The organism is Acinetobacter sp. ANC 5045 (assembly GCF_004331005.1).
Taxonomy (GTDB): Bacteria; Pseudomonadota; Gammaproteobacteria; order Pseudomonadales; family Moraxellaceae; genus Acinetobacter; species Acinetobacter towneri.
The window spans coordinates 1-22,038 of record NZ_SJNS01000023.1 but is presented as its reverse complement, the minus strand read 5'-3'; the positions used below and the strand labels follow the sequence as shown (position 1 = coordinate 22,038).

General features: G+C 41.6%; 22 protein-coding genes. 7 read left to right on the top strand and 15 right to left on the bottom strand.

The window, feature by feature from the left end:
• The first annotated feature begins 25 nt into the window (after window positions 1-25).
• Entirely contained in the window at window positions 26-1,024 is a 999-nt protein-coding gene (cysK, locus tag E0H79_RS13640; protein ID WP_004973505.1) for a cysteine synthase A, read from the top strand.
• 179 nt (window positions 1,025-1,203) lie between these two features.
• On the opposite strand, the gene E0H79_RS13635 is transcribed toward cysK, so the two are convergent.
• Window positions 1,204-1,812, bottom strand: a complete 609-nt coding sequence (locus tag E0H79_RS13635) for a TetR/AcrR family transcriptional regulator (protein ID WP_004973506.1) — start codon at window positions 1,810-1,812, stop codon at window positions 1,204-1,206.
• A 438-nt stretch (window positions 1,813-2,250) separates the two neighbouring features.
• Between E0H79_RS13635 and E0H79_RS13630 the strand changes: the two genes are divergently transcribed.
• Window positions 2,251-3,420, top strand: coding sequence for a thiolase family protein (locus tag E0H79_RS13630; protein WP_131261942.1), 1,170 nt, complete (start codon window positions 2,251-2,253; stop codon window positions 3,418-3,420).
• 99 nt (window positions 3,421-3,519) lie between these two features.
• On the opposite strand, the gene pcaD is transcribed toward E0H79_RS13630, so the two are convergent.
• The 12 genes from pcaD to E0H79_RS13570 all read right to left on the bottom strand — a co-directional run bounded on the left by pcaD (window position 3,520) and on the right by E0H79_RS13570 (window position 14,758).
• A complete protein-coding gene (gene pcaD / locus E0H79_RS13625) occupies window positions 3,520-4,299 on the bottom strand; it encodes a 3-oxoadipate enol-lactonase (protein ID WP_096901607.1) in 780 nt (259 codons plus the stop codon).
• A gap of 71 nt (window positions 4,300-4,370) precedes the next feature.
• Window positions 4,371-5,576, bottom strand: a complete 1,206-nt coding sequence (pcaF, locus tag E0H79_RS13620) for a 3-oxoadipyl-CoA thiolase (protein WP_131261941.1) — start codon at window positions 5,574-5,576, stop codon at window positions 4,371-4,373.
• Window positions 5,577-5,714: 138 nt separating this feature from the next.
• The gene (locus tag E0H79_RS13615) at window positions 5,715-6,368 is read right to left on the bottom strand and encodes a 3-oxoacid CoA-transferase subunit B (protein WP_104851987.1); all 654 of its coding nucleotides are present in this window, start codon (window positions 6,366-6,368) and stop codon (window positions 5,715-5,717) included.
• 22 nt (window positions 6,369-6,390) lie between these two features.
• A complete protein-coding gene (locus tag E0H79_RS13610) occupies window positions 6,391-7,077 on the bottom strand; it encodes a 3-oxoacid CoA-transferase subunit A (RefSeq protein ID WP_104851986.1) in 687 nt (228 codons plus the stop codon).
• A gap of 27 nt (window positions 7,078-7,104) precedes the next feature.
• Entirely contained in the window at window positions 7,105-8,325 is a 1,221-nt protein-coding gene (benE, locus tag E0H79_RS13605; RefSeq protein WP_131261940.1) for a benzoate/H(+) symporter BenE, read from the bottom strand.
• 59 nt (window positions 8,326-8,384) lie between these two features.
• Window positions 8,385-9,170 carry a benzoate diol dehydrogenase BenD gene (gene benD / locus E0H79_RS13600; RefSeq protein ID WP_131261939.1) on the bottom strand — a complete coding sequence of 262 codons (786 nt, stop codon included), beginning with the start codon at window positions 9,168-9,170 and terminating at the stop codon, window positions 8,385-8,387.
• 38 nt (window positions 9,171-9,208) lie between these two features.
• Window positions 9,209-10,225: a benzoate 1,2-dioxygenase electron transfer component BenC gene (gene benC / locus E0H79_RS13595; RefSeq protein WP_131261938.1), complete on the bottom strand. Its 1,017-nt coding sequence runs from the start codon at window positions 10,223-10,225 to the stop codon at window positions 9,209-9,211.
• Between the two features lie 93 nt (window positions 10,226-10,318).
• Window positions 10,319-10,810, bottom strand: coding sequence for a benzoate 1,2-dioxygenase small subunit (gene benB / locus E0H79_RS13590; RefSeq protein WP_131261937.1), 492 nt, complete (start codon window positions 10,808-10,810; stop codon window positions 10,319-10,321).
• The gene (benA, locus tag E0H79_RS13585; RefSeq protein WP_131261936.1) at window positions 10,807-12,195 is read right to left on the bottom strand and encodes a benzoate 1,2-dioxygenase large subunit; all 1,389 of its coding nucleotides are present in this window, start codon (window positions 12,193-12,195) and stop codon (window positions 10,807-10,809) included. Before benA ends, benB begins: the two co-directional genes overlap by 4 nt.
• Window positions 12,196-12,269: 74 nt before the next feature.
• Window positions 12,270-13,190 carry a catechol 1,2-dioxygenase gene (catA, locus tag E0H79_RS13580; RefSeq protein ID WP_131261935.1) on the bottom strand — a complete coding sequence of 307 codons (921 nt, stop codon included), beginning with the start codon at window positions 13,188-13,190 and terminating at the stop codon, window positions 12,270-12,272.
• 154 nt (window positions 13,191-13,344) lie between these two features.
• Window positions 13,345-13,635, bottom strand: a complete 291-nt coding sequence (catC, locus tag E0H79_RS13575; protein WP_096901615.1) for a muconolactone Delta-isomerase — start codon at window positions 13,633-13,635, stop codon at window positions 13,345-13,347.
• Between the two features lie 13 nt (window positions 13,636-13,648).
• A complete protein-coding gene (locus E0H79_RS13570; RefSeq protein ID WP_131261934.1) occupies window positions 13,649-14,758 on the bottom strand; it encodes a muconate/chloromuconate family cycloisomerase in 1,110 nt (369 codons plus the stop codon).
• Between the two features lie 116 nt (window positions 14,759-14,874).
• Between E0H79_RS13570 and E0H79_RS13565 the strand changes: the two genes are divergently transcribed.
• From E0H79_RS13565 to E0H79_RS13555, 3 genes are all read left to right on the top strand, one after another.
• On the top strand, window positions 14,875-15,789 hold the full coding sequence (locus E0H79_RS13565; protein WP_104851980.1) for a LysR family transcriptional regulator: 915 nt from the start codon (window positions 14,875-14,877) through the stop codon (window positions 15,787-15,789).
• 290 nt (window positions 15,790-16,079) lie between these two features.
• Window positions 16,080-17,453 carry an MFS transporter gene (locus tag E0H79_RS13560; RefSeq protein ID WP_131261933.1) on the top strand — a complete coding sequence of 458 codons (1,374 nt, stop codon included), beginning with the start codon at window positions 16,080-16,082 and terminating at the stop codon, window positions 17,451-17,453.
• Window positions 17,454-17,561: 108 nt separating this feature from the next.
• Window positions 17,562-18,896, top strand: a complete 1,335-nt coding sequence (locus E0H79_RS13555) for a DcaP family trimeric outer membrane transporter (RefSeq protein WP_131261932.1) — start codon at window positions 17,562-17,564, stop codon at window positions 18,894-18,896.
• Window positions 18,897-18,978: 82 nt separating this feature from the next.
• Here the strand turns inward: E0H79_RS13555 and E0H79_RS13550 are convergent, their stop codons facing one another.
• Window positions 18,979-20,403, bottom strand: coding sequence for a PLP-dependent aminotransferase family protein (locus E0H79_RS13550; protein ID WP_131261931.1), 1,425 nt, complete (start codon window positions 20,401-20,403; stop codon window positions 18,979-18,981).
• Between the two features lie 207 nt (window positions 20,404-20,610).
• On the opposite strand from E0H79_RS13550, the gene E0H79_RS15335 reads away from it, so the two are divergent.
• Complete coding sequence (locus E0H79_RS15335) at window positions 20,611-20,760, top strand: hypothetical protein (RefSeq protein ID WP_004973540.1); 150 nt, start codon at window positions 20,611-20,613, stop codon at window positions 20,758-20,760.
• 186 nt (window positions 20,761-20,946) lie between these two features.
• Window positions 20,947-21,834 (top strand): DMT family transporter, encoded by an 888-nt coding sequence (locus tag E0H79_RS13545; RefSeq protein ID WP_131261930.1) that lies wholly within the window; start codon window positions 20,947-20,949, stop codon window positions 21,832-21,834.
• Window positions 21,835-21,924: 90 nt separating this feature from the next.
• Here the strand turns inward: E0H79_RS13545 and E0H79_RS13540 are convergent.
• A partial coding sequence (locus E0H79_RS13540; RefSeq protein WP_131261929.1) for a zinc ribbon domain-containing protein occupies window positions 21,925-22,038 on the bottom strand: 114 nt, incomplete at its 5' end.

Below are 22,038 nucleotides of genomic sequence, written 5' to 3'. Positions count from 1 at the left end.
TATAGATATAACTTAGGGAATAATCATGACCACAGATGCAGCTTTTTCAACACCAGCAAATTTAGGGATTGCCGTATATAGCAATAATGCAGAAGCGATTGGTAACACGCCATTGGTACGCATTAACCGTTTAATTTCTGGCGATGCAACGGTTTTAGCCAAAGTGGAAAGCCGTAACCCTGCATTTTCTGTGAAATGCCGTATTGGTGCTGCTTTAATTGCCGATGCTGAAAAACGTGGCGTGTTAAAAGCAGGTATGCATATTGTAGAACCGACCAGTGGTAATACAGGAATCGCTTTGGCATTTGTAGCTGCAGCAAAAGGTTATGAGATTACACTAACGATGCCTGCAAGCATGAGTATTGAGCGCCGTAAGGTGTTGAAAGCGTTGGGTGCAAATTTGGTGCTGACTGAGCCTGCAAAAGGTATGAAAGGCGCGGTGGATGAAGCAGAGCGTTTGGCAACCGAACATCCTGAAACTTATTATTTGCCGCAGCAGTTTAATAACCCTGCCAATCCGCAAATTCATGAAGAAACCACAGGCCCAGAAATTTGGGCAGCAACAGGCGGCAAGGTCGATATTCTTGTTGCAGGTGTAGGTACAGGCGGTACGATTTCTGGTATTTCGCGTTATTTCAAAAAGGTAAAAGGTCAGGCATTGCATACTGTTGCAGTCGAGCCTGCTGAATCTCCAATTATCGCTCAGGCCAAGCGTGGTGAAGCCATTACGCCTGCACCACATAAAATTCAGGGGATTGGCGCTAACTTTATTCCAAAAAACCTAGATTTAGATTTGGTGGATGAAGTGATTGCGATTGAAAGTGCTGAAGCAATTGACTGGGCGCGTAAAACAGCAACCCAAGAAGGTATTTTAGTCGGTATTTCAAGTGGTGCAGCAATGGCTGCTGCTGCAAAATTGGCGGCACGTCCTGAAAATGCAGGTAAAAATATTGTGGTGATTTTACCTGACAGTGGTGAGCGTTATTTATCTTCAGTATTATTTGAAGATATTAGTGCAGAATGATGTGTCTTTAGACAGTCAAAAGAATTTGAAAAATCCCAAAGTTTGAACTTTGGGATTTTTATTTAGAGAATAAATTTATGAGGTGAGTTAGTACGTTCTGAAAAGCAAATTTCTTTCTACTTAGACGCTAATATTTAGCGGGATCAGCAATGAATCCAACGAAGCTAACTATGTAAAAATCAAACAATCGCAGATACTTTATCTGGCGTCATCAGTGCTTGATTAATATATAGCTTGATTAAGCGTTCACGTGACCCAATAGCTTTTTGATAATGGGTAGAATTGAGTAATAACGACGCACCATAAGTTACTGTCCAAATATAAGACAGATAATCACGGATCGACATCGCGCTGTTAAAGGACTCTAAATAGGCTTGGGTGATGTCCTTAATTTCTAAAATACGCTGCTCACGAATATCGTATAACTGTTCAAACAATTCATTTAGTTTACGTTCATTATTGGTTAAGCGTTCTTCAATTGAGTGCAGCAAAATCGTACGGTTGGAATTAAGCATGTTATACAGCATGTACTGCGAAACATAAGTTTGAAAGTTGTGGTGATACTGTTTGGAAATATCCAATAAACGCTGTTCATTTAAAATAATTAACTCTAAATAGAGCTGATTTTTACTTTTGAAATATTTATAAATTGTGCCTTTGGCAATATCTAACTCTGCAGCCAACTCACTTAATGTAATATCATTATGATTTTCCAGTAATAAAACCTCAGCCATTGCCAAAATTTTCTCTTTACGACGTCGGAAATTTTCTTGGCGTAGAGTCGTCATCAATCAATATTCCAATTACAACCAATTAAGCATGTTGGAGTCTAGTGCAGTTTGAGCAACTTGAAAATAGCACCAAGGTCTTGAAAAGGTAAGTTTTAACGTATGTTCATCAGTGAACCAATGAATTTAAAAAATATCATGTGAAAAATAGCACAATCCATAAGCCAAATCGGTTGTCAATAAAACTGAACCAAACAGGTCATTTTAGTGAAATAAAATTGGATTTCTAAAACTTTTATTCTATTTTTCATAAGCAAGGCCTAAAAGTCTAAGATCAATCAAGCATAGCAATTCAGCACTTTGCGAGATTGCAATGCTCATCTTTTGATTTACATTTAACGTGAATTACTTGCTAACTCACAGGGATGTTATTTGTAATTTTAAAAAGCACGGCTTTTACGGTAATCACTTTAAAAAGACGGTAATAAGGGACTAAAAATGATTGTAATTGTAGATGCTGTACGTACCGCAATGGGCGGCTTTCAAGGTTCACTGGCAAGTTGTACAGCACCCGATTTAGGCGCGGTTGCAATTCAACACGCAGTTGCACGTGCAGGTTTAAGTGGGACTGACATTGATGAAGTAATTTTTGGTTGTGTATTGCCTGCAGGTTTGAAGCAAGGCCCTGCACGTCAGGCGATGCGTCAAGCGGGTTTACCCGATAGTACAGGTGCAACCACCATCAATAAAATTTGTGGCTCTGGCATGAAAGCTGTTATGCAGGCAGCCGATGCTATTCAGGCAGGTTCAGCGCAGATTGTGGTCGCTGGCGGTATGGAATCTATGTCGAATGCGCCGTATTTGCTAGATAAAGCACGTGCAGGTTTCCGTATGGGACACGGCAAAGTCACAGACCACATGTTTCAGGAAGGTTTAGAAGATGCTGAAACAGGCTTGTCGATGGGCGTGCTGGCGCAAGACATGGCAGACAAGAAAAACTATACCCGTGAGCAGCAGGATGAATACGCAATTCGCTCTTTAAACCGTGCGGTAGAAGCCATTCAAAACGGTTATTTTAAAAATGAAATCGTGCCTGTCACTGTTCATTCACGTAAAGGTGATGTGATTGTCGATCAGGATGAACAACCGTTAAATGCCAAAGTCGATAAAATTAGCAGTTTGCGTCCCGCATTTAAAAAAGATGGCACGATTACAGCCGCCAATGCCAGCTCTATTTCAGATGGCGCATCTGCTCTGGTGATTACATCAGATGTGGTTGCGGCAGAGCGTAGCTTAAAACCGCTTGCAAAAGTTGTGGCATACGCGACACATTCACAACATCCTTCTGAGTTTACTCTTGCTCCTGTAGGGGCGATTCAAAAAGTGCTAGATAAAGCAGGGTGGTCGGTTGCCGATGTAGATTTGTGGGAAATTAATGAAGCCTTTGCCATGGTAACCATGCTTGCGATAGATGCTTTTGATTTAGACCCTGCCAAAGTGAATATTCAGGGTGGTGCATGTGCTTTGGGGCATCCTCTAGGTTCTTCAGGTTCACGTATTATTGTGACGCTCATTCATGCATTGCAACGTATAGGCGCGAAAAAAGGCGTGGCATCTTTATGTATTGGCGGTGGTGAAGCCACAGCGATTGCGGTGGAGTTAGTTTAAGTCCAGCTCGTCTAACTGCAGATTCATCTATAAAAAATAGAGTTCTCGAAAGAACTCTATTTTTTTAACTTTTAACTTATTAACAATAACAATGAAGTTTTATGCTTGGATAAACTGCTTCACTGCTTGGTTAAATTCATTTGGCAATTCTACGTTAGAAATGTGCGATGCATTGATTTCAAACAATTGGCTATTGGCAATACGTTCAACCATAAATTGACCATCGACAACTGTTGTCACAGGGTCTTGCTGACCTGCAACCACTAAAACAGGCACAGTGATGTCTTTAAGTTGTTCACGTACATCCGCTTTAGCCAAAGCTTCGCAACAGCTCGCATAACCTTCGGCGCTGCCAGCTGCCAAGTCGTTTTGAAGATTGTTGACCACTGTCGCGTTGCTTTGGATAAAGGGTTCAGTAAACCAGCGTGATGCTGCAGTCGAAGCAATCGGTTGTAAACCTTGTTCGCGTACCAATGCGGCACGGTCATTCCAAGCCTGTTCTTGACCAATTTTTGCCGCAGTATTACACACCACCACCTGATTAAAACGTTCAGGGCGATGAATCGCTAACCATTGACCTGTTAAACCGCCCATAGAAATACCACAGAATGCCGCTTTTTCAACATTTAAGTGATCGAGTAGATTTACAACATCTTGACCCAATTGATCAATGCTATATGGACCTTGCGGAGCTGATGATGCACCGTGACCACGTGTGTCGTAGCAAATTACAAAAAAGTCTTGCTGGAAAAAATCAATCTGTGCTTGCCACATTTTGAAGTTTGTACCCAGCGAGTTTGAAAAAATCAGTGCAGGTTTTGTAGCATCACCAAAAGTTTGGTAATTGATTTGCGCATCATTTGAGGTAAAAGTTGGCATTTTTTTTTAAATCCTTAATCTTATAAATCCCCCTAAATCCCCCTTTATGAAAGGGGAACTTTTAATGAGGATTAAACACGTTCAATAATCAAAGCAATACCTTGACCAACACCAATACACATTGAACATAAACCGTATTTACCGCCAGTTTGTTCAAGTTGGTTCAGTGCTGTAGTGACTAAACGCGCACCAGATGCACCAAGTGGGTGACCTAAAGCAATTGCACCACCGTTTGGATTGACTTTCTCTGAACCATCTTCAATGCCTAAGTCACGAGTACATGCTAATGCTTGTGCAGCAAAGGCTTCGTTCAGTTCAATCACGTCCATTTGTTCAATGGTCAAACCTGTTTGTGCCAACAATTTTTTGATTGCAGGCGCAGGACCAAAGCCCATAATACGTGGTTCAACACCAACAACAGTTGAAGCAATGATTTTGGCACGTGGTTTTAAGCCGTGTTGTGCAACCGCTTCTTCAGAAGCAATCAGTAGGGCAGCCGCACCATCGTTAATACCTGACGCGTTACCTGCAGTCACAGTACCGTCTGCTTTTACCACTGGCTTTAATTTTGCCAATGCTTCTGCTGTGGTTGATGCACGTGGATGTTCGTCTGCAGCAACAACGACAGGCTCGCCTTTACGTTGTGGAATTTCCACTGCAATAATTTCTTTGTCAAAGAAACTGCGTGCTTGTGCAGCAGCAGTACGTTGTTGGCTGGTTAGAGCAAACAAGTCTTGATCGGCACGGTTAATATTGAACTGTTCCGCTACATTTTCAGCAGTTTGCGGCATAGTTTCTACGCCGTACATTTCTTTGAGTTTCGGGTTAATGAAACGCCAGCCCATTGTGGTGTCTTCAATTTTTTGACTACGACCATAAGCAGATTCTGATTTACCCATCACAAATGGAGCGCGGCTCATTGATTCAACACCACCTGCAATAATCAGGTTTGCTTCACCTGCTTTAATTGCACGTGCGGCCATTGCAATTGCGTCTAGCGATGAACCACATAAACGGTTTACAGTGGTTGCTGGCACTTGGTACGGTAAACCTGCTAAAAGTGCAGACATACGACCCACGTTACGGTTGTCTTCACCTGCTTGGTTGGCACAGCCGTAAATCACGTCATCAACTTGTTCCCAGTTTACAGATGGATTGCGTTGCATAAGTGCTTTGATCGGTAATGCGCCTAAGTCATCAGCACGGACTGGAGCTAAACCACCTGCATAACGACCAAATGGGGTACGGATGGCATCGACGATATATGCGTTTTTCATATTTTATTTTCCAAATATCTTAATCTCTCCCAACCTCCCTTTAAAAAAGGGAGGAGATTCCCACCTAAAATTACTTGATGGAAGTCCCCCTTAGAAAAAGGGGGATTTAGGGGGATTAAAAATTATATTTAAAGACGATTAAGCCTGAGTCGCATCAATCAGCTTTGCACCAGTCAATGACTGTAATTCTTCAAAGCTCAAGCCTTCAACTTTTTCAAGAACTTTCATACCTTCAGGAGTTACGTCAATCACACATAAGTCAGTGTAAATGCGGTCTACACATTTCAAGCCAGTTGCTGGGTAAGTCAATTCAGCCACGATTTTTGGTTCACCTTTTTTGGTGACGTGATCGGTTGTGATAAAGACTTTTTTCGCACCAACGGCTAAGTCCATTGCGCCACCAACAGCAGGAATCGCATCTGGCGCACCTGTGTGCCAGTTTGCCAAGTCGCCATTTTCAGCCACTTGGAATGCACCCAATACTGCGATGTCTAAGTGACCGCCACGCATCATGGCAAAAGAGTCACCATGATGGAAGAATGAGCCGCCTGTTAGCATGGTCACGAATTCTTTACCTGCGTTGATTAACTCAGGGTCTTCTTCACCTGCAGGAGGTGGTGGACCGAAAGCCAATAAACCGTTTTCAGAGTGTAAGAATACGTCTTTGTCTGAAGGCAGGTAGTTTGAAATTTTAGTTGGTAAGCCAATGCCGAGGTTGACATAAGCACCGTCTGGAATGTCTTGTGCCACACGTTCAGCGATTTGATCACGTGTTAATTTGGTATAGCTCATGATGTTCTCCTTCACGTGACAGTTATGCAGATTGTTCAGGTTGTTTTGCGCCAACGGCAACAACGTGCTGAACGAAAATACCCGGAGTGATGATGTGTTCAGGATCTAACGCGCCTAACTCAACCACTTCAGAAACCTGTGCAATTGTCACATCGGCAGCCATCGCCATGATTGGGCCAAAGTTACGTGCAGATTTACGGTACACCAAGTTACCCCAACGGTCGCCTTGCTGTGCTTTAATTAAAGCAAAGTCTGCGCGGATTGGGTTTTCTAGTACGTAGTCTTTACCTTCATAATTTAAGGTTGGTTTGCCTTCTGCAAGTAAAGTACCAAAACCTGTAGGGGTATAGATTGGACCTAGACCCATACCTGCAGCCTGAATACGGCATGCCAAGTTACCTTGCGGCACCAGTTCAAGCTCGATTTTGCCTGCGCGGTAAAGTTCATCAAATACCCAAGAGTCAGACTGACGTGGGAATGAACAGATAATTTTACGTACCGCGCCAGCTTTTAGCAGTTTCGCTAAACCGTAGTCACCATTACCTGCGTTGTTGTTTACAATAATTAAATCTTTGATGCCAAGTTCAATCAAACCATCAATGAGTTCCGCTGGCTGACCTGCGGTACCAAAACCACCAATCATGATGGTTGAACCATCTTTAATTTGCGAAAGGACTTCTGTTAAAGAAGTTTGACTTTTATCAATCATAATGTGTCCTAGACAATTGCCTGTCCATTAACTTTTGGAACTTTGAGTTGAAGGTAGGGGTGCTGCTGAGTTGTCGCGTTTGGTTAATACCCAATGTGCGATCAAACCAATACAGATGCCCCAAAATACAGAACTTAGCCCTAAAAACTGCATGCCAGAGGCAGTTGCTAAAAAGGTGATGAGGGCTGCATCACGCTGTGATTCTTTACTCATTGCAACTGAAATATTGGTGGCAATTGCACCCAAAAGTGCAAGTCCAGCCAAAGCTGCAATCAGTTCTTTGGGCAATAGGCTAAATAGCATGACGATGCTACCCGCAAATAACCCACCTAAAATATAGAAAATACCGTTTGCAACACCTGCAATATATCGCTTTTCTTTCAGTTCGTGCGCATCTTTACCTAAGCATAATGCTGCAGTAATAGAGGCAAGTACAATGGTAATTCCTCCCACACACGCAACGGCAAGAGAAGCGATACTGGTCGCACTAATAATAGGCTTAGCAGGCATGTCATAACCGCTAATTTTAATAATTGCCATACCCGGTAAAAACTGCCCAGACAAGCTGACTAAAATTAAAGGTAATGCCAAGTTTAAGGTTGAATTCCACGTCCATTCAGGTGCAATAAACTGTGGAATTGCCAAACTAAAATTGGTGGTGACAGGGTTAATTTTACCGAGCATTAAGCTGAGTATAATGCCTGCAGCAAGCACCCAAATCATGGCATAACGTGGACTAAAACGCTTTGCCAATAAAAATACCGCTAGCATCCCAAATACAATGTATGGCAGGGTATCGGTTGCAGTAAATAAGCCTAAGCCAAATTGAACCAAAATACCTGCCATCATGCCTGCTGCGATTTCTTGCGGAATCCAAGACAGGAGTTTGTCAAAATAACCTGTGATTCCAATCAAAAAAATCACCACAGCAGAGGTGATGTAGGCTGCAACTGCTTCATTCAGGGTAATATCGGGAAACAGTGTGACCAGCAATGCGGTACCGGGTGCAGACCAAGCGGTGACCACAGGCACTTTGTATTTAATGGACAAAAAGATACCTGCGACAGCAGCACCAATAGAAATTCCCCAAATCCATGAAATCATCATGTCTGGGGAAACTTGGGCTTGCTGTGCCGCTTGGAAAAAGATGATCAATGGCCCTGAATAGGAGATCAGCACTGCTAAGAATCCTGCAACAGTGGCTGAAATTGACCAGTCATTTTTTAAAGTTTGGAACAGGTGACTCATTGACGATTTGCCTCCTTGCGTCAAGCAATGATCCTGTTGAAGTTGGTCATGATCTTGGCTTAGCCCTGATCACCACCACCTACAGGTACAACGGTACCTGTCATGTACGATGACTCATCAGAAGCAAGGAACAGAATCGCATTCACTTGTTCCTGAATGGTGCCATAGCGACCCAAGAAGGTACGATCAATGGTTTGATCGACCACTTGTTGCATCCACTCTTTTTCAGATTCTGAAAGTGGGTTGGCATTACGTGGCACTTTACGTGGTGGCGCTTCTGTACCGCCAGTTGCAATAGCATTCACACGAATACCATCTTTGGCATGTTCAAAGGCGAGGGAAGCGGTTAAACCGTTTACACCACCTTTAGACGCCGAATATGGCACGCGGTTAATACCACGTGTTGCAATTGAAGATACGTTTACAATGGTACCTTTCTGGTTTTTCACCATTTCAGGCAATACTGCGCGGCAGCACCACATAGTAGGGAACAATGAACGATTCACTTCTTTGATAATTTCTTCTTCAGAAAATTCTTCAAAAGGTTTCATCCAAATTGCACCGCCTACGTTGTTGATGAGCACATCAACACGACCATAGGTTTCAAGTGCTTTAGCAACCACAGATTCTGCACCTGCAAAAGTTTCAAGATTGGCTTTTACAGTAACAGCATCGCCACCAAGCTCTTCAATTTCAGCTAACACTTCTTCTACATAGGGAGAAAGGTCTGCCATAACCACTTGGGCACCTTCACTTGCCACTTGTAAAGCCACACCGCGACCAATGCCTTGAGCGGCACCAGTCACGATTACAACTTTGTTTTCAAATCTTTTTGTGCGATTCATTGTATTCTCCGACTATGTTTCTAGACTGTATAACAAACTTAGTTGGCAGAGAATTTTTCAAATAGGAAGCTTGCAGGTTTAACACCTTCTGCATCTAACCAGCCACGTACCGCTTCTACCATTGGCACTGGACCACATAGGTAGATGTCTACATCACCACCGTTGAGCCATTCGTTTTCGATATGGCCAGTCACGTAACCTTTACGCTCGTGTGCAGATTCTGGATTTGCCACTACAGTGCGGTACTCGAACCAAGAGAATTTTTCTTGTAGTTCGTTTAATTTTTCAATTGCAACCAAGTCAAAGTCATTGGTCACACCAAAAACTAAACGTACAGGGTGCTCAGAACCTTTTTCTTCAAGTACTTGCAGCATAGACATAAATGGTGCAATACCTGTACCACCTGCTAACATCACTACAGGGCGTGCTACATTACGTAAGTAGAAGCTACCAAATGGACCCGTAAAGGTCATTTTGTCGCCAGCTTTGGCATTTTGGCTTAAGAATTCGCTCATTTTGCCGTTTGGTACGTTACGTACTACAAAACCAGTTAAGCGGTTACCAGGCTTAGAGCTGAAAGAATATGAACGGGTTTCTGTTGTACCAGGAATACCCACATTCACGTATTGACCTGCAAGGAAGTGAATGTCTGGTTGACCTTCATCTAACTGAATGTCAAAAGTAATGGTCGAGTCAGATAAGTTTTCGACACGAGCCAAAGTACCTTCAAATGCATGAATTTCAGTTTTACATACATCAGAAGTGGCTTGAATTTGGAATACTGCGTCTGAAGTTGGTTTACATTGGCATGCAAGAATATAGCCTTGTTCAGCTTCTTCTGGTGTCAATGCATCTTCAATATAAGTTTCTTCAGGCATGTCATACGAACCTGATTCACAAAACGCACGGCACGTTCCACATGCACCGTCACGGCAGTCCAAAGGAATATTGATCTTTTGACGGTAAGCTGCGTCTGACAGTGTTTCACCATCTGTAACAGAAATAAAACGTGTAACGCCATCTTCAAATTGAAGTGCAATATTGTGGTTTGACATGGCTGAATATCCTATAGAAATCTTTAAAACTTGACCTTTCAGCCAAAATTCCATCTGGCTGAAAGGTTTACCTAGCTGTAAATCAATACAGTCTTAGAGGTGATAAATGTCGATTACTTGGTTGATGTAATCGTTTTTCAGCACCACGTACTTGCTTAAAATTTGTGGTTTGTCGCCAGAAAAGTCGATTTCGTAGCGTGACATACCAAAGTAGCTGTAGTTGGTTTTGTAACGGAAACTCAAGGTGTTCCAGTTAAAACGTACAGTCACTTTATCGCCATCACGTTCAACAATTTCAATGTTGTTGATGTTGTGGCTCGTACGTGTGTCTGGCATGGTTGCAGACGAACGTTCAGTTTTGATACGGAACACACGGTCTTCCAAACCTTGACGGTCTGGGTAGTAAATCAAAGAGATTTCAGACTGTGGATCTGTAGTTAATTGGTCATCGTCATCCCAAGCTGGCATCCAGAAAGAAGCAGTAGGAGCGTAGCACTGTAACCACTCATCCCATTGCTCATCATCTAAAAAGCGAGCTTCTTGATAAAGGAACTGTGCAACTTTTTCTAAAGTGATGTCGCTCATGCGTTTTCTCCTTCAGTAGATGCCGCAATTTCTTTTTCAGTTGCGATGCCTTGTTTGATGAGTTCTAACCAGTGTTGGTGCTGAGCAAGGTATAAACCTTCGTCTTCAGTTTTAATACCAGAAAGTTTTGGTTTTAAACCAATTTCGTTGGCTGCATCGTCTGGACCTTGGATCCAGTGCTTAGAGCCACGGCACATATCGTTCCACTCAAGTGCGATACCTGCGTAACCTGCTTGACATGCACGGAATTCTTCAAGATCGTCTGGGGTTGCCATACCTGATGCGTTAAAGAAATCTTCGTATTGACGGATACGGCGTGCGCGTGCTTCTGGCTCTTCACCCACAGGTGCGATACAGTAAATAGTCACTTCAGTCTTATCTACAGACAGCGGACGTAACACACGAATTTGTGAACCGAACTGATCCATGAAGTACACGTTTGGATATAGACACAAGTTACGTGAACGTTCGATCATCCATTTCGCCATCGCTTCACCGTATTGCTCGGTGTATTCGTCTTTCTTGGCAAAGTTAGGACGGTCTTCTGGGTTAGCCCATTGTGTCCAAAGTAGCATGTGACCATTTTCAAAGCCGTAAGAACCACCGCCTTGTTTTCCCCATGAACCTGCGCTCATAGCACGAATGTTGTCGCCAGCTTCTTTTTCTTTACGTTGCTGAGTTGTTGCAGCGTAGTTCCAGTGTACTGCAGACACGTGGTAACCATCGGCACCGTTTTCAGCAGTTAACTTCCAGTTACCTTCATAAGTGTAAGTAGAAGAACCACGTAAAACTTCAAGACCTTGTTGTGATTGACCTACAATCATGTCAATGATTTTAGTTGCTTCACCTAGGTATTCTTCTAAAGAAGGAACATCTGGGTTCAAGCTACCAAACAAGAAACCTTTATAGCTTTCAAAACGGGCAACTTTTTTCAAGTCGTGTGAACCGTCTTTGTTGAAGCAATCTGAATAACCCGCATCGGCAGGGTCTTTCACTTTTAACAACTTACCAGAGTTGTTGAAAGTCCAACCGTGGAATGGGCAAGTATAAGTTGCTTTGTTACCACGCTTGTAACGACATAACTGTGCACCACGGTGTGAACACGCATTGATCATGGCATTTAATTCGCCATTGCGGTTACGTGCAATGATGATTGGCTGACGGCCAATGTATGTGGTGTAGTAGTCATTGTTGTTTGGAATTTGGCTTTCGTGTGCCAAATAAACCCAGTTGCCTTCAAAAATGTATTTCATTTCTAGGTCAAACAGGGCTTGGTCTGTGAATACTGAACGGTGTAGTTTAAATTCACCAGATTCAAAATCATCAACCAATAGCTCATCAATGCGGTCTAAGTGGCTGGTGTTAATTACAGGAATACGAGGCATGTCCTTTCTCCGACTTTCCAAGGAGGGGAAGTCATCGGGATGAATCTAATGATTACATCCCGATTCCATTCAAATTATGCGCTTGCGCGGCGACGTTCAACTTCAGTAGAAGGAGCGCCTTCTTTATCTTTCTGAAGAACAACGTTGAATTGGATGTATTTGAAAGGACCTTTCAAACCACGACGTGCGATTTCAGCTTCGTCAGTTACGTCTACAGCTTCAGCAACTAGACCTTCACGAGTACCGAATGCGAAGTCGTCCCAAAGGTATTTATCACCTTCGATGTTGAACTGAGTCGTAAGCTTACGGTAGCCAGGTGCAGAGATGAAGTAGTGCACGTGTGCTGGACGTTGACCGTGACGAGAGATTTGGTTCAATACACCTTGAAGTGGACCTTCAGGGTTTAAGCCATAACCTACAGGCATAGTTGTTTGAGCAACATATTGACCTTTTTCATCAGCTAAGATTGAGCGACGTAGGTTGAAGTGGCTTTGTGACTTATCAAAGAATGAATAGTTACCGTGGCTGTTTGCATGCCATACTTCAACTTTAGCACCAGGAATGATGTTGCCGTCAGTGTCAGTTACTGTACCGTCAATGATTAAAGTTGGGATTTTGCCTTCTTCAGAACCATCGTCCATACGAGCAAAACCAGTAGATTCAGGCGCACCAGCAACATACAATGGACCTTCAATTGTACGTGGCGTACCACCAGTCAAGCCTGCTTTCGCGTCAGCTTCGTCAGCACGTAAGTCTAGGAAGTGTTCAAGACCTACAGCAGAACCCATCAATGCAAACTCATCAGCTTTTGCAATATCAATGATAGTTTCAATACCTTTCCAAACTTCAGATTGGCTTAAATCTAAGTCTTCAATCGCTTGGAATAAATCTGTAACTAAACGAACAAGTACCTGTTGTACACGTGCATTTACTGGACCTTCTGAAGTGTCCACGTTACAAGCTTTAACTACATTTTCAATGGTTTGACGATCCATTTTGTTACTCCTTAGAGGTGTGCGCTGTGGTGGCGAATATCTCTGGACTTAAATAAAGAGATATTTAGCTGCCACATTCCTTGTTTACTCGGTGTTAAATATGTGTATTTCTTTGGTACTGGAATAAATGATTTATTCCAGTACCTGTGTTGTATCAGGTGTCATCTTCACGAATTGAAGATGGGTGGCGGTTCAATGCCATCACTTCAATATTCATGTAAGGGTAGAGTGGAAGACCTTGTAAAATGTTGTGTAGTTCTTCGTTGCTCTCTACATCAAAAATACTGATGTTTGAATATTGGCCAGTAATACGCCAAATATGACGCCACTTGCCTTGACGCTGTAATTCCTGTGAATAGGCTTTTTCAACGGCTTTGATTTCGTTGGCTGTTTCAGCTGGCATATCCAATGGAATGTTTACATCCATACGTACGTGGAAAAGCATGGGTTTCTCCTAATTACTGACGACGCAAGTTGTCAATTTTGTCTTCATCCAGTTCAATGCCTAGACCTGCACCTGTTGGAAGGTGTAATTCAAAGTCTTGGTACTGAAGCGGAGTTTTTAAAATTTCTTCTGTTAGCAGCAATGGGCCAAATAATTCAGTGCCATAAGCTAAATTTTGGAAGGTAGAGAACACGTGTGCAGATGCAATTGTGCCTACAGGGCCTTCAAGCATGGTGCCGCCATATAGGTCGATACCTGCCAACTGTGCAATCGTTGCCACTTCACAGCCTTCAATCAGACCAGCAGACTGTGCAACTTTTACTGCAAAAACAGATGCCGCATTGCGTATCGCTAATTGATAAGCACTTTGTGGGCCCATCAATGATTCGTCTGCCATGATGGCAATATCAAATTTGCGAGTTAAACGCTCCATGGCATCAATGTTGTCAATTGCACATGGCTGTTCAATCAGGTCTACACCACCATCTTGTAGAAGTTGGATACCTTTAATGGCTTCAAGTTCTGACCAAGCACGGTTAACGTCTACACGAATAGAAACGTCTTTACCTAAAGCTTGTTTAATGGCTAATACGTGTTCAACGTCTTGCTCTACAGGGCGTGAACCGATTTTTAGTTTGAAAGTGTTGTGGCGTTTTGCCGCAATCATTTTTTGCGCTTCAGCAATGTCTTTTTCTGTATCGCCAGATGCAAGCACCCATAACACAGGAACAGAGTTGCGTAGACGACCACCTAAAATTTCACTTAAAGGTTGGTTTAAGCGTTGTGCTTGAATATCTAATAAAGCAGTTTGGATGGCACATTTCGCAAAACGGTTACCATTGATATTCTTTTTAATGACCTGTAAAGTTTGCGCAACGTTCAAGCCAGCTAAAGTTTTTAGCAATGGTGCGAAATATGTTTCAATATTGGTTTTCACACTTTCTGGGCTTTCTTCACCATAGCCCAAGCCACCAATTGTGGTCGCTTCGCCCCAGCCAACAAAACCATCTTCAGTGGTGATTTTGACTAATACCAGGGTTTGGGTTTGCATGGTTGCAACCGCCATCTTATGTGGACGGATGGTTGGTATTTCCACCAGCAAAGTTTCTACTGACTTATACATGGTTTGCCCTTCATATCATTGCTTTATTACAGTTATGTGATATACCTTAAAAGAATAAATTGCATTGGTCGAAGATCAAATTTGCATTTTTTTATACTTAAAAGGTATTTTGAGCTATGGAACTCAGACATTTACGTTATTTTGTTGCTGTTGTAGAAGAGCAAAGTTTCACCAAGGCAGCAGAAAAACTCTTTATTGCTCAACCACCTTTGAGCAGACAGATCCAAAATTTAGAACAAGAGCTTGGAATTCAACTATTTGAGCGTGGAAGTAGACCGCTTAAGACCACCGAAGCAGGCCAATTCTTTTACCAACATGCCGTTAAACTTTTGTCTAATGCGGAAGAAATCAAGTCGATGACAAAACGTGTCGGTATTGCTGGTCGTACTGTGACTATTGGCTTCGTTGGTTCTTTATTGTTCGGATTATTGTCAAGAATTGTGTATTTGTTTAAGCAGCAGCATCCGCATTTAAAAATAGAAATGGTGGAAATGACCACCAATGACCAAATTCAGGCACTTAAAGAAGGGCGTATAGATGTTGGATTTGGACGCTTAAGAATTTCTGATCCTGCAGTTAAACGTATCTTATTACGTGAAGAACGCTTGATGGTTGCAGTACATTCGAGCCACCCATTTGCGGCACAAAAAGAAGGTGTATATTTGGCGGATGTTGTTGATCAACAACTATTTTTATATCCAAATCACAACAAGCCAAACTTCTCTACCCAAATTCGTGGCGTGTTTTCTGAGTATGGTTTAGAACCTCGCAAAATTCGTGAAGTGCGTGAATTACAATTGGCGTTGGGTTTTGTTGCTGCAGGTGAGGGCTTGTGTATCGTGCCAGAAAGCGCACAAAATATTCATTTGGCACATTTGCACTTTATACCTTTATTAGATGACTCGGCTGTAAGTCCTGTGTTTATGGCAATTCGTAATATGGATGAAAGTGAAGACATTCGATCTTTGTTTGACTGCATTTATCAAGTTTATGATTTGGAAGCAGTTACTTATGATCGCAATGTATTCTAGTAAAGCCATATAAAACAAATATTTATAACTATATTTTTTATATAAAAGCACAGATATTTTTAACAAAATACTGTTATGTGAATTGCCTGAAAAAACTTTTTTAAGCATCACATTACAGTATTTTTTTTCGCCTTGTTATTTTTATCTATTTTAAAATCAATATCTTACAAAACTATAGACTTTTTAGGTATGTATCCATGCCTATTCAGTTTTGGACAAATTTTAACTTATTATTCATTGTGTGCATCTGAGTTGGAGTAACGGACTTCACAATTAGGAGGTGAAGCAAGATGCAAAGCAATAAAATTAATATTAATACCTTGATTGACGAGGCCAAGTTCACGCCATTCCATTGGGGCGTATTGTTTTGGTGTTTGATGATCATTATTTTTGACGGTTACGACTTGGTCATTTATGGGGTTGCATTACCACTACTGATGCAAGAGTGGGCGCTCAGTGCAGTACAAGCAGGTTTACTGGCCAGTACGGCATTGTTTGGCATGATGTTTGGTGCCATGACCTTCGGTACCTTATCGGACAAGTTAGGTCGTAAAAAGACCATCATGATCTGTGTGGCTATTTTTAGTGGTTTTACCTTCCTTGGCGCATTTGCGACCAACCCTGTTGAATTTGGTATTTTACGTTTCCTTGCAGGCTTAGGTATTGGCGGTGTAATGCCAAACGTAGTGGCACTAATGACTGAATATGCGCCAAAGCGTATTCGCAGTACTTTAGTTGCGCTGATGTTTAGTGGTTATGCCATTGGCGGTATGACTTCAGCATTATTGGGTGCATGGTTAGTGCCAGAGTTTGGCTGGAAAATCATGTTCTACATCGCGATTATTCCATTGGTAGCTTTACCATTAATTTGGAAATTCTTGCCTGAGTCACTCATGTATTTGACCAACAAGAAAGAAATTGAGCAAACCCGTAGTATTGTGCAAAAAATTTCACCAAGCCAACAATTAAATGGTGACACTGAGTTTGTACTGAATGAAGTGACTAAAGGCGATGAAGCACCTGTAAAAGCATTGTTCCAGCAAGGCCGTATGTTCAGTACGTTCATGTTCTGGATCGCATTCTTCATGTGCTTGTTAATGGTTTATGCTTTGGGCAGCTGGTTACCAAAATTAATGATCCAAGCAGGTTATTCATTGGGTGCAAGTATGATCTTCCTATTCGCACTGAATATTGGTGGCATGATTGGCGCAATTGGTGGTGGTGCATTGGCTGACCGCTTCCATATCAAAAAAGTACTCACCATTATGTTTATCTGTGGTGCAGCAGCATTAATTCTGCTTGGCTTTAACAGTCCACAAATTGTGTTGTACACCTTAATTGCAGTTGCTGGGGCAGCAACCATTGGTTCACAAATCTTACTTTATACTTTCGTCGCACAATATTACCCATCTACTGTACGTTCTACAGGTATGGGCTGGGCATCAGGTATTGGTCGTATCGGTGCAATCGTTGGGCCAGTATTAACAGGTGCATTGTTAACTATGAATTTACCGCACCAAATGAACTTCTTTGCTATTGCGATTCCAGGTGTAATTGCTGCTTTAGCGATCTTCATGGTGAATTTAAAAGCTTCAGTAGATGCGAAAGCCCTTGCAGAGCCTGCGGTAGAAAGCAATCCAATTGCACAAAAAGCAACCCAATAATTTCTATACCTTTCAATTAATCTTTCGTCATCAATGATATAGATCGCCATCGTAAGTGATGGTGATCTGTTGCTAGAATTTGATGGCACAATAACAAGCGAGTTTAGGATGAACGCGAAAACATTAACCCAATCTTTAAATTTTCAATCTACAACGGTTCGACCAACAATGCAGCGCACGCTCATGATGAGCATGATTGCATTGAGTATGGGCGGTATGAGTGTTGCAGCTCAGGCGCAGACCCAACAGCAAACGGAAATTGAGCAACTTAGACAGGAAGTTCAAGCTTTACGTGGTCTGATAGAACAGCAAAAAGTACAAAATACGCAAACAGCAAATGCAATTGCCAATGTACAACGCAGTTCAGCAAGCCCAAGTTCGATTCTGAAAACAGCCAAAGGTGCTGAGTTTAACTTATATGGTAATGTGCGTTTAGATGCGTCTTATCAGGTTGAAGGTGGTGCTGTGGATATGCCATATAACCAAATTCATGGTGTTCCACTAGAAGGCAATAACGAACAAAGCGATCGTTTAAGATCAACGCTTTCTGCTACACGCTTAGGTTTGGATTTCAAGAGTCCTGTGGGTGATCAAGACCTAAAAGGTAAAATTGAAGTTGATTTCCTTGGCGGAAGTAAACTTGATAACTTACGTATTCGCCATGCCTACTTAAATTACGGTAACTGGTTAATTGGTCAAACTTGGTCAAACTTTGCCATTCCAGACTATATGCCTGAAACCATTGATGCATTGGCATTTGTTGGTGGCTCGGTAAAACGTACACCACAGGTTCGTCACACCACAAAATTTAGCCCACAAACCAATTTGGTGGTGGCTGTTGAAGATCCTAAAGATAAGTTGGTCACAGATAAAGTGATTGATCAGCGTTTACCTGCATTAACAGCACGTTTAAATCATCAATTTGCAGATAATTTAAATGTTAGTGTTCGTGCTATGGGGCATGAAAAACGTGTTAATTCTGAAGAAGAAATGGCATGGGGTGTGGGTGTAGGTGCAAAATATGAAGTTGTCCCTGGTACAACCTTAAAAGCCGATTATTACCATGTTAAGGGTGATAGTAGTTTCGTAACATTCACTAATCCAGGCGTCTTAGTCAAAGATGGTAGTTTGATCCAAAGTGAATTTGATTCAATTATGGTGGGTATTACCCAAAAATTTACGGATCAAATTCACGGTACACTCGGCTATGGTTATATGAGTTTTGATAAAGACCCTAACTATATAGCTGCAACATCAGATAAAACAAGCATTAACAAAGAGTTATGGCAAGGCTGGGTAAATATTTTCTATAGCCCGCGTAAACCATTAAGCTTTGGCTTGGAATATGTCTACGGTGAGCGTGAAGCATTTGGTGAAGCTGCAAACGGCAGTAAAACAGGTGAAGACAACCGAATTAATGCGGTTGCCATTTATAACTTCTAAGTTTGAACTAGATACAAACTTTCAAAAGAGCTGAGTGAAAAACTCGGCTCTTTTTTGTTGTCGGGTGATCGGCTCTGTAATTTTAGGCATGAGTATATTGGGTGATGTGTTGCTGTATTACCGCAGACAAAACATCCAGTGCAGTCGCAATATCACTGTTCCAAGCAAAAGAACAGTTTAAACGAATAAAGTTCTGGCTGACCTGTTCAGAACGGAACAACTGACTTGGCGCAATGCCAATCTTATTTTGAATCACTTGCTGATAAATCGTATAGCCATCTATATATGCAGGCAGTTCAATCCATAAAAAGTAACCACTAGAATAGTAGTGAATTTTACAAGCTGGGTTTAAGCGCTGTTTCAATTGCTGATAAAACACTTTTTTATGTTTTTCCAATTGTTTGCGTAATTGACGCAAATGTTTTTCATAATGATGATGCGAAAGAAAATCCACCAAAGTATTTTGCAGTAAGGGACTTGCAGAAACCGTGCTCATGAGTTGCAAATGCTGAATAGCATTGGAAAATTGACCTGCATAAACCCAACCGACCCGCACAGCAGAACCCAAAGTTTTAGAAAAAGAAGCGCAATGCAGTACACGTTGTTGTCGGTCAAAATACTTCATGGGCAGTGGTTTTTGCGTACCGTAATACAATTCTTGATAGACATCATCTTCAATTAAATACACTTGATATTCTTCAAGCAAACTCGCAATACGTTGCTTAATTTCATCTCTGACACTAAAGCCAATAGGGTTATGAATATTCAACATCAACCAGCAGACTTTAATTGGGTATTGTTTTAAGGCTTGTTCAAATGAGTCTAAATCGAAACCTGAAACAGGGTGTTCTGGAATGGTAATCACCTGTAAACCAAGACGTTCAGCCGCTTGCCATGCACCATAAAAAATAGTTTCTTGTAATAGAATAAAATCTCCAGGTTTGGTCAAAGCTTGTAATGACAAATTGAGCGCATCTAATGCGCCAGATGTAATGACAATGTCATTTGCATGGGTGGGTATGCCTTGTAAACAGTAGCGATTTGCAATTATGGTTCTTAATTCATAATTGCCCGGTGGCATGTGGTCGTGGCTAAAATAACTGCTTTTTCGCTTGGCGTGCTGCGCTAAAATTTGCATTAACTTTGGGTTAAACAGTAATTCTGCATTGGGAAAGGCAGAGCCTAAAGGACTGACATCTGCAGACTGAATTGATTTTAAATAGCCAAAGACCAAAGAGTTCATTTGAATATGTGCATTTAAACTCAAACTGCTTGGTACAGGTCGTTCAGTTTGATTGAGACGTTCTGCGACATAAAACCCCGACTTTTGTTTAGCGTAAACCAATCCCTGAGCTTCAAGTTCTTGATAAGCGTTTAGCACGGTCATTAAGCTATAACCACTGATTTGTGATTGTTCTCTTAACGAAGGTAACTTGCTATGTGCTTTCCATGCACCATTTTCAATGAGTTGCCGAATGTTCAACGCCAATTGTTCAGATTTATACATGGTATGACTCAAGCATTTTTTGCAGCTGTTACTTATTTTGATCTATTTTTAGGTTTAAAACATTAAATAATTTCTGTTTTTATAACAGATTGGCATGTATCTAAAATCAACTGTTATAGTTTTTAATGAATATTTTGTATCTACAGCAATGCTTTAGAATTTTACATAATCTGTATATCCCCATAATCTGGCTAGATTGGAGTCGATATGCAAGAAGATAACTCACGCAAACCACAGAAATATGCCGATAGCAGTATTTCAGACAAAGCATTTAAGCACATGATTATTTGGTTTACCGTGTATGTAGCTTTATTTTGTATCGGCGTGGCTGTTGTGGTGAATTTAGATAAGTTCTAAACAGTTTTTGAATAACAGCACACCTATAATCGCTTCAAGATATGAAAAACATTCATTTGAATTTTAATGAATGTTTTTTTGTTTATAAAAGAGATCGTAAGCGCATAACTCAAAAGCAATAAAGATCGCAAAAATAACGGAATAGGCGTAAATTATAACTTTATCAGTAAAGCATTTGTGGTTGCAATGATTTCGAGTTGGGTGCTCTTTACCTTAATGGCTGCATTTATGCAGGCATGGCGCAATGCCTTTCAAAAACAACTCAGCACAAGTGTAGATGTTTATGGCGTGACTTTGGCACGTTTTATTTTTGCCTTGCCTTTTGCATTGGCGTATTTAAGCATTTTACAATGGCAGCAGCCTGTTCAAGCCAAACTACATTTTAGTTCGGTGTTTTGGCTGTATATCATTATTGCAGCAGTGTGTCAGATTTTAGCCACGGCTTTAATGGTAAAACTGTTTCAACAAAAAAATTACGCAGTAGGTGTCGGGCTTGCCAAAAGTGAAGCAGTTTTAGCCGCAATTGTAGGCGTGATTTTCTTACAAGAACATTTAAGTGCATTGGCTTGGTTCGGCGTTGCGATAGGCGGTATTGCGGTATTTCTACTCAGTAAAGGCAATCAACGCAGTGATTTTTCATTCACGACTTTAGCCATTGGAATCGGTAGTGGACTCAGCTTCGCGGTGACTTCTTTATTGGTGCGTGAAGCCAGTCTAGAGCTGGATTTCTTACCGTTTATTCATCGTGCTGCATGGGTTTTGGTGTGGGTTATTGGCTTACAATGTTTTATCTTATTGGCTTTTTTAGGTATATTTAAACGACATACCTTATATGCCATGTGGCAGCGGGTTGGATTAACTTTTAAAGTGAGCGTCTGCAGTTTTTTAGCATCATTGGGCTGGTTTAATGCCATGAGTATGCAAACTGTGGCGATTGTGAAAACACTCGGACAAATTGAAATATTATTCAGCTTACTTATTTCAGCGTATTTCTTTAAAGAAAAACTTGCTCGTACCGATCATTGGGGATTGGGATTGGTCGTGCTTGCGGCAATGTTGGTTATTTGGGCGTAGCATCATATTTCAAAGCTAAGTAATTTCAAATTCATGTCATATCCGTTGCACTTCATTTGAGCATCTCAGAAATTTGACATCCTCCCCGACCTAAAGGACGGAGATTCCTACTGCTAGACGCTCATGCCCGAGCGCAAGAATATTCAGTGCGGAATTTACATCCCGATCATGGAGCGTACCGCACTCCACACACTGCCATTCTCT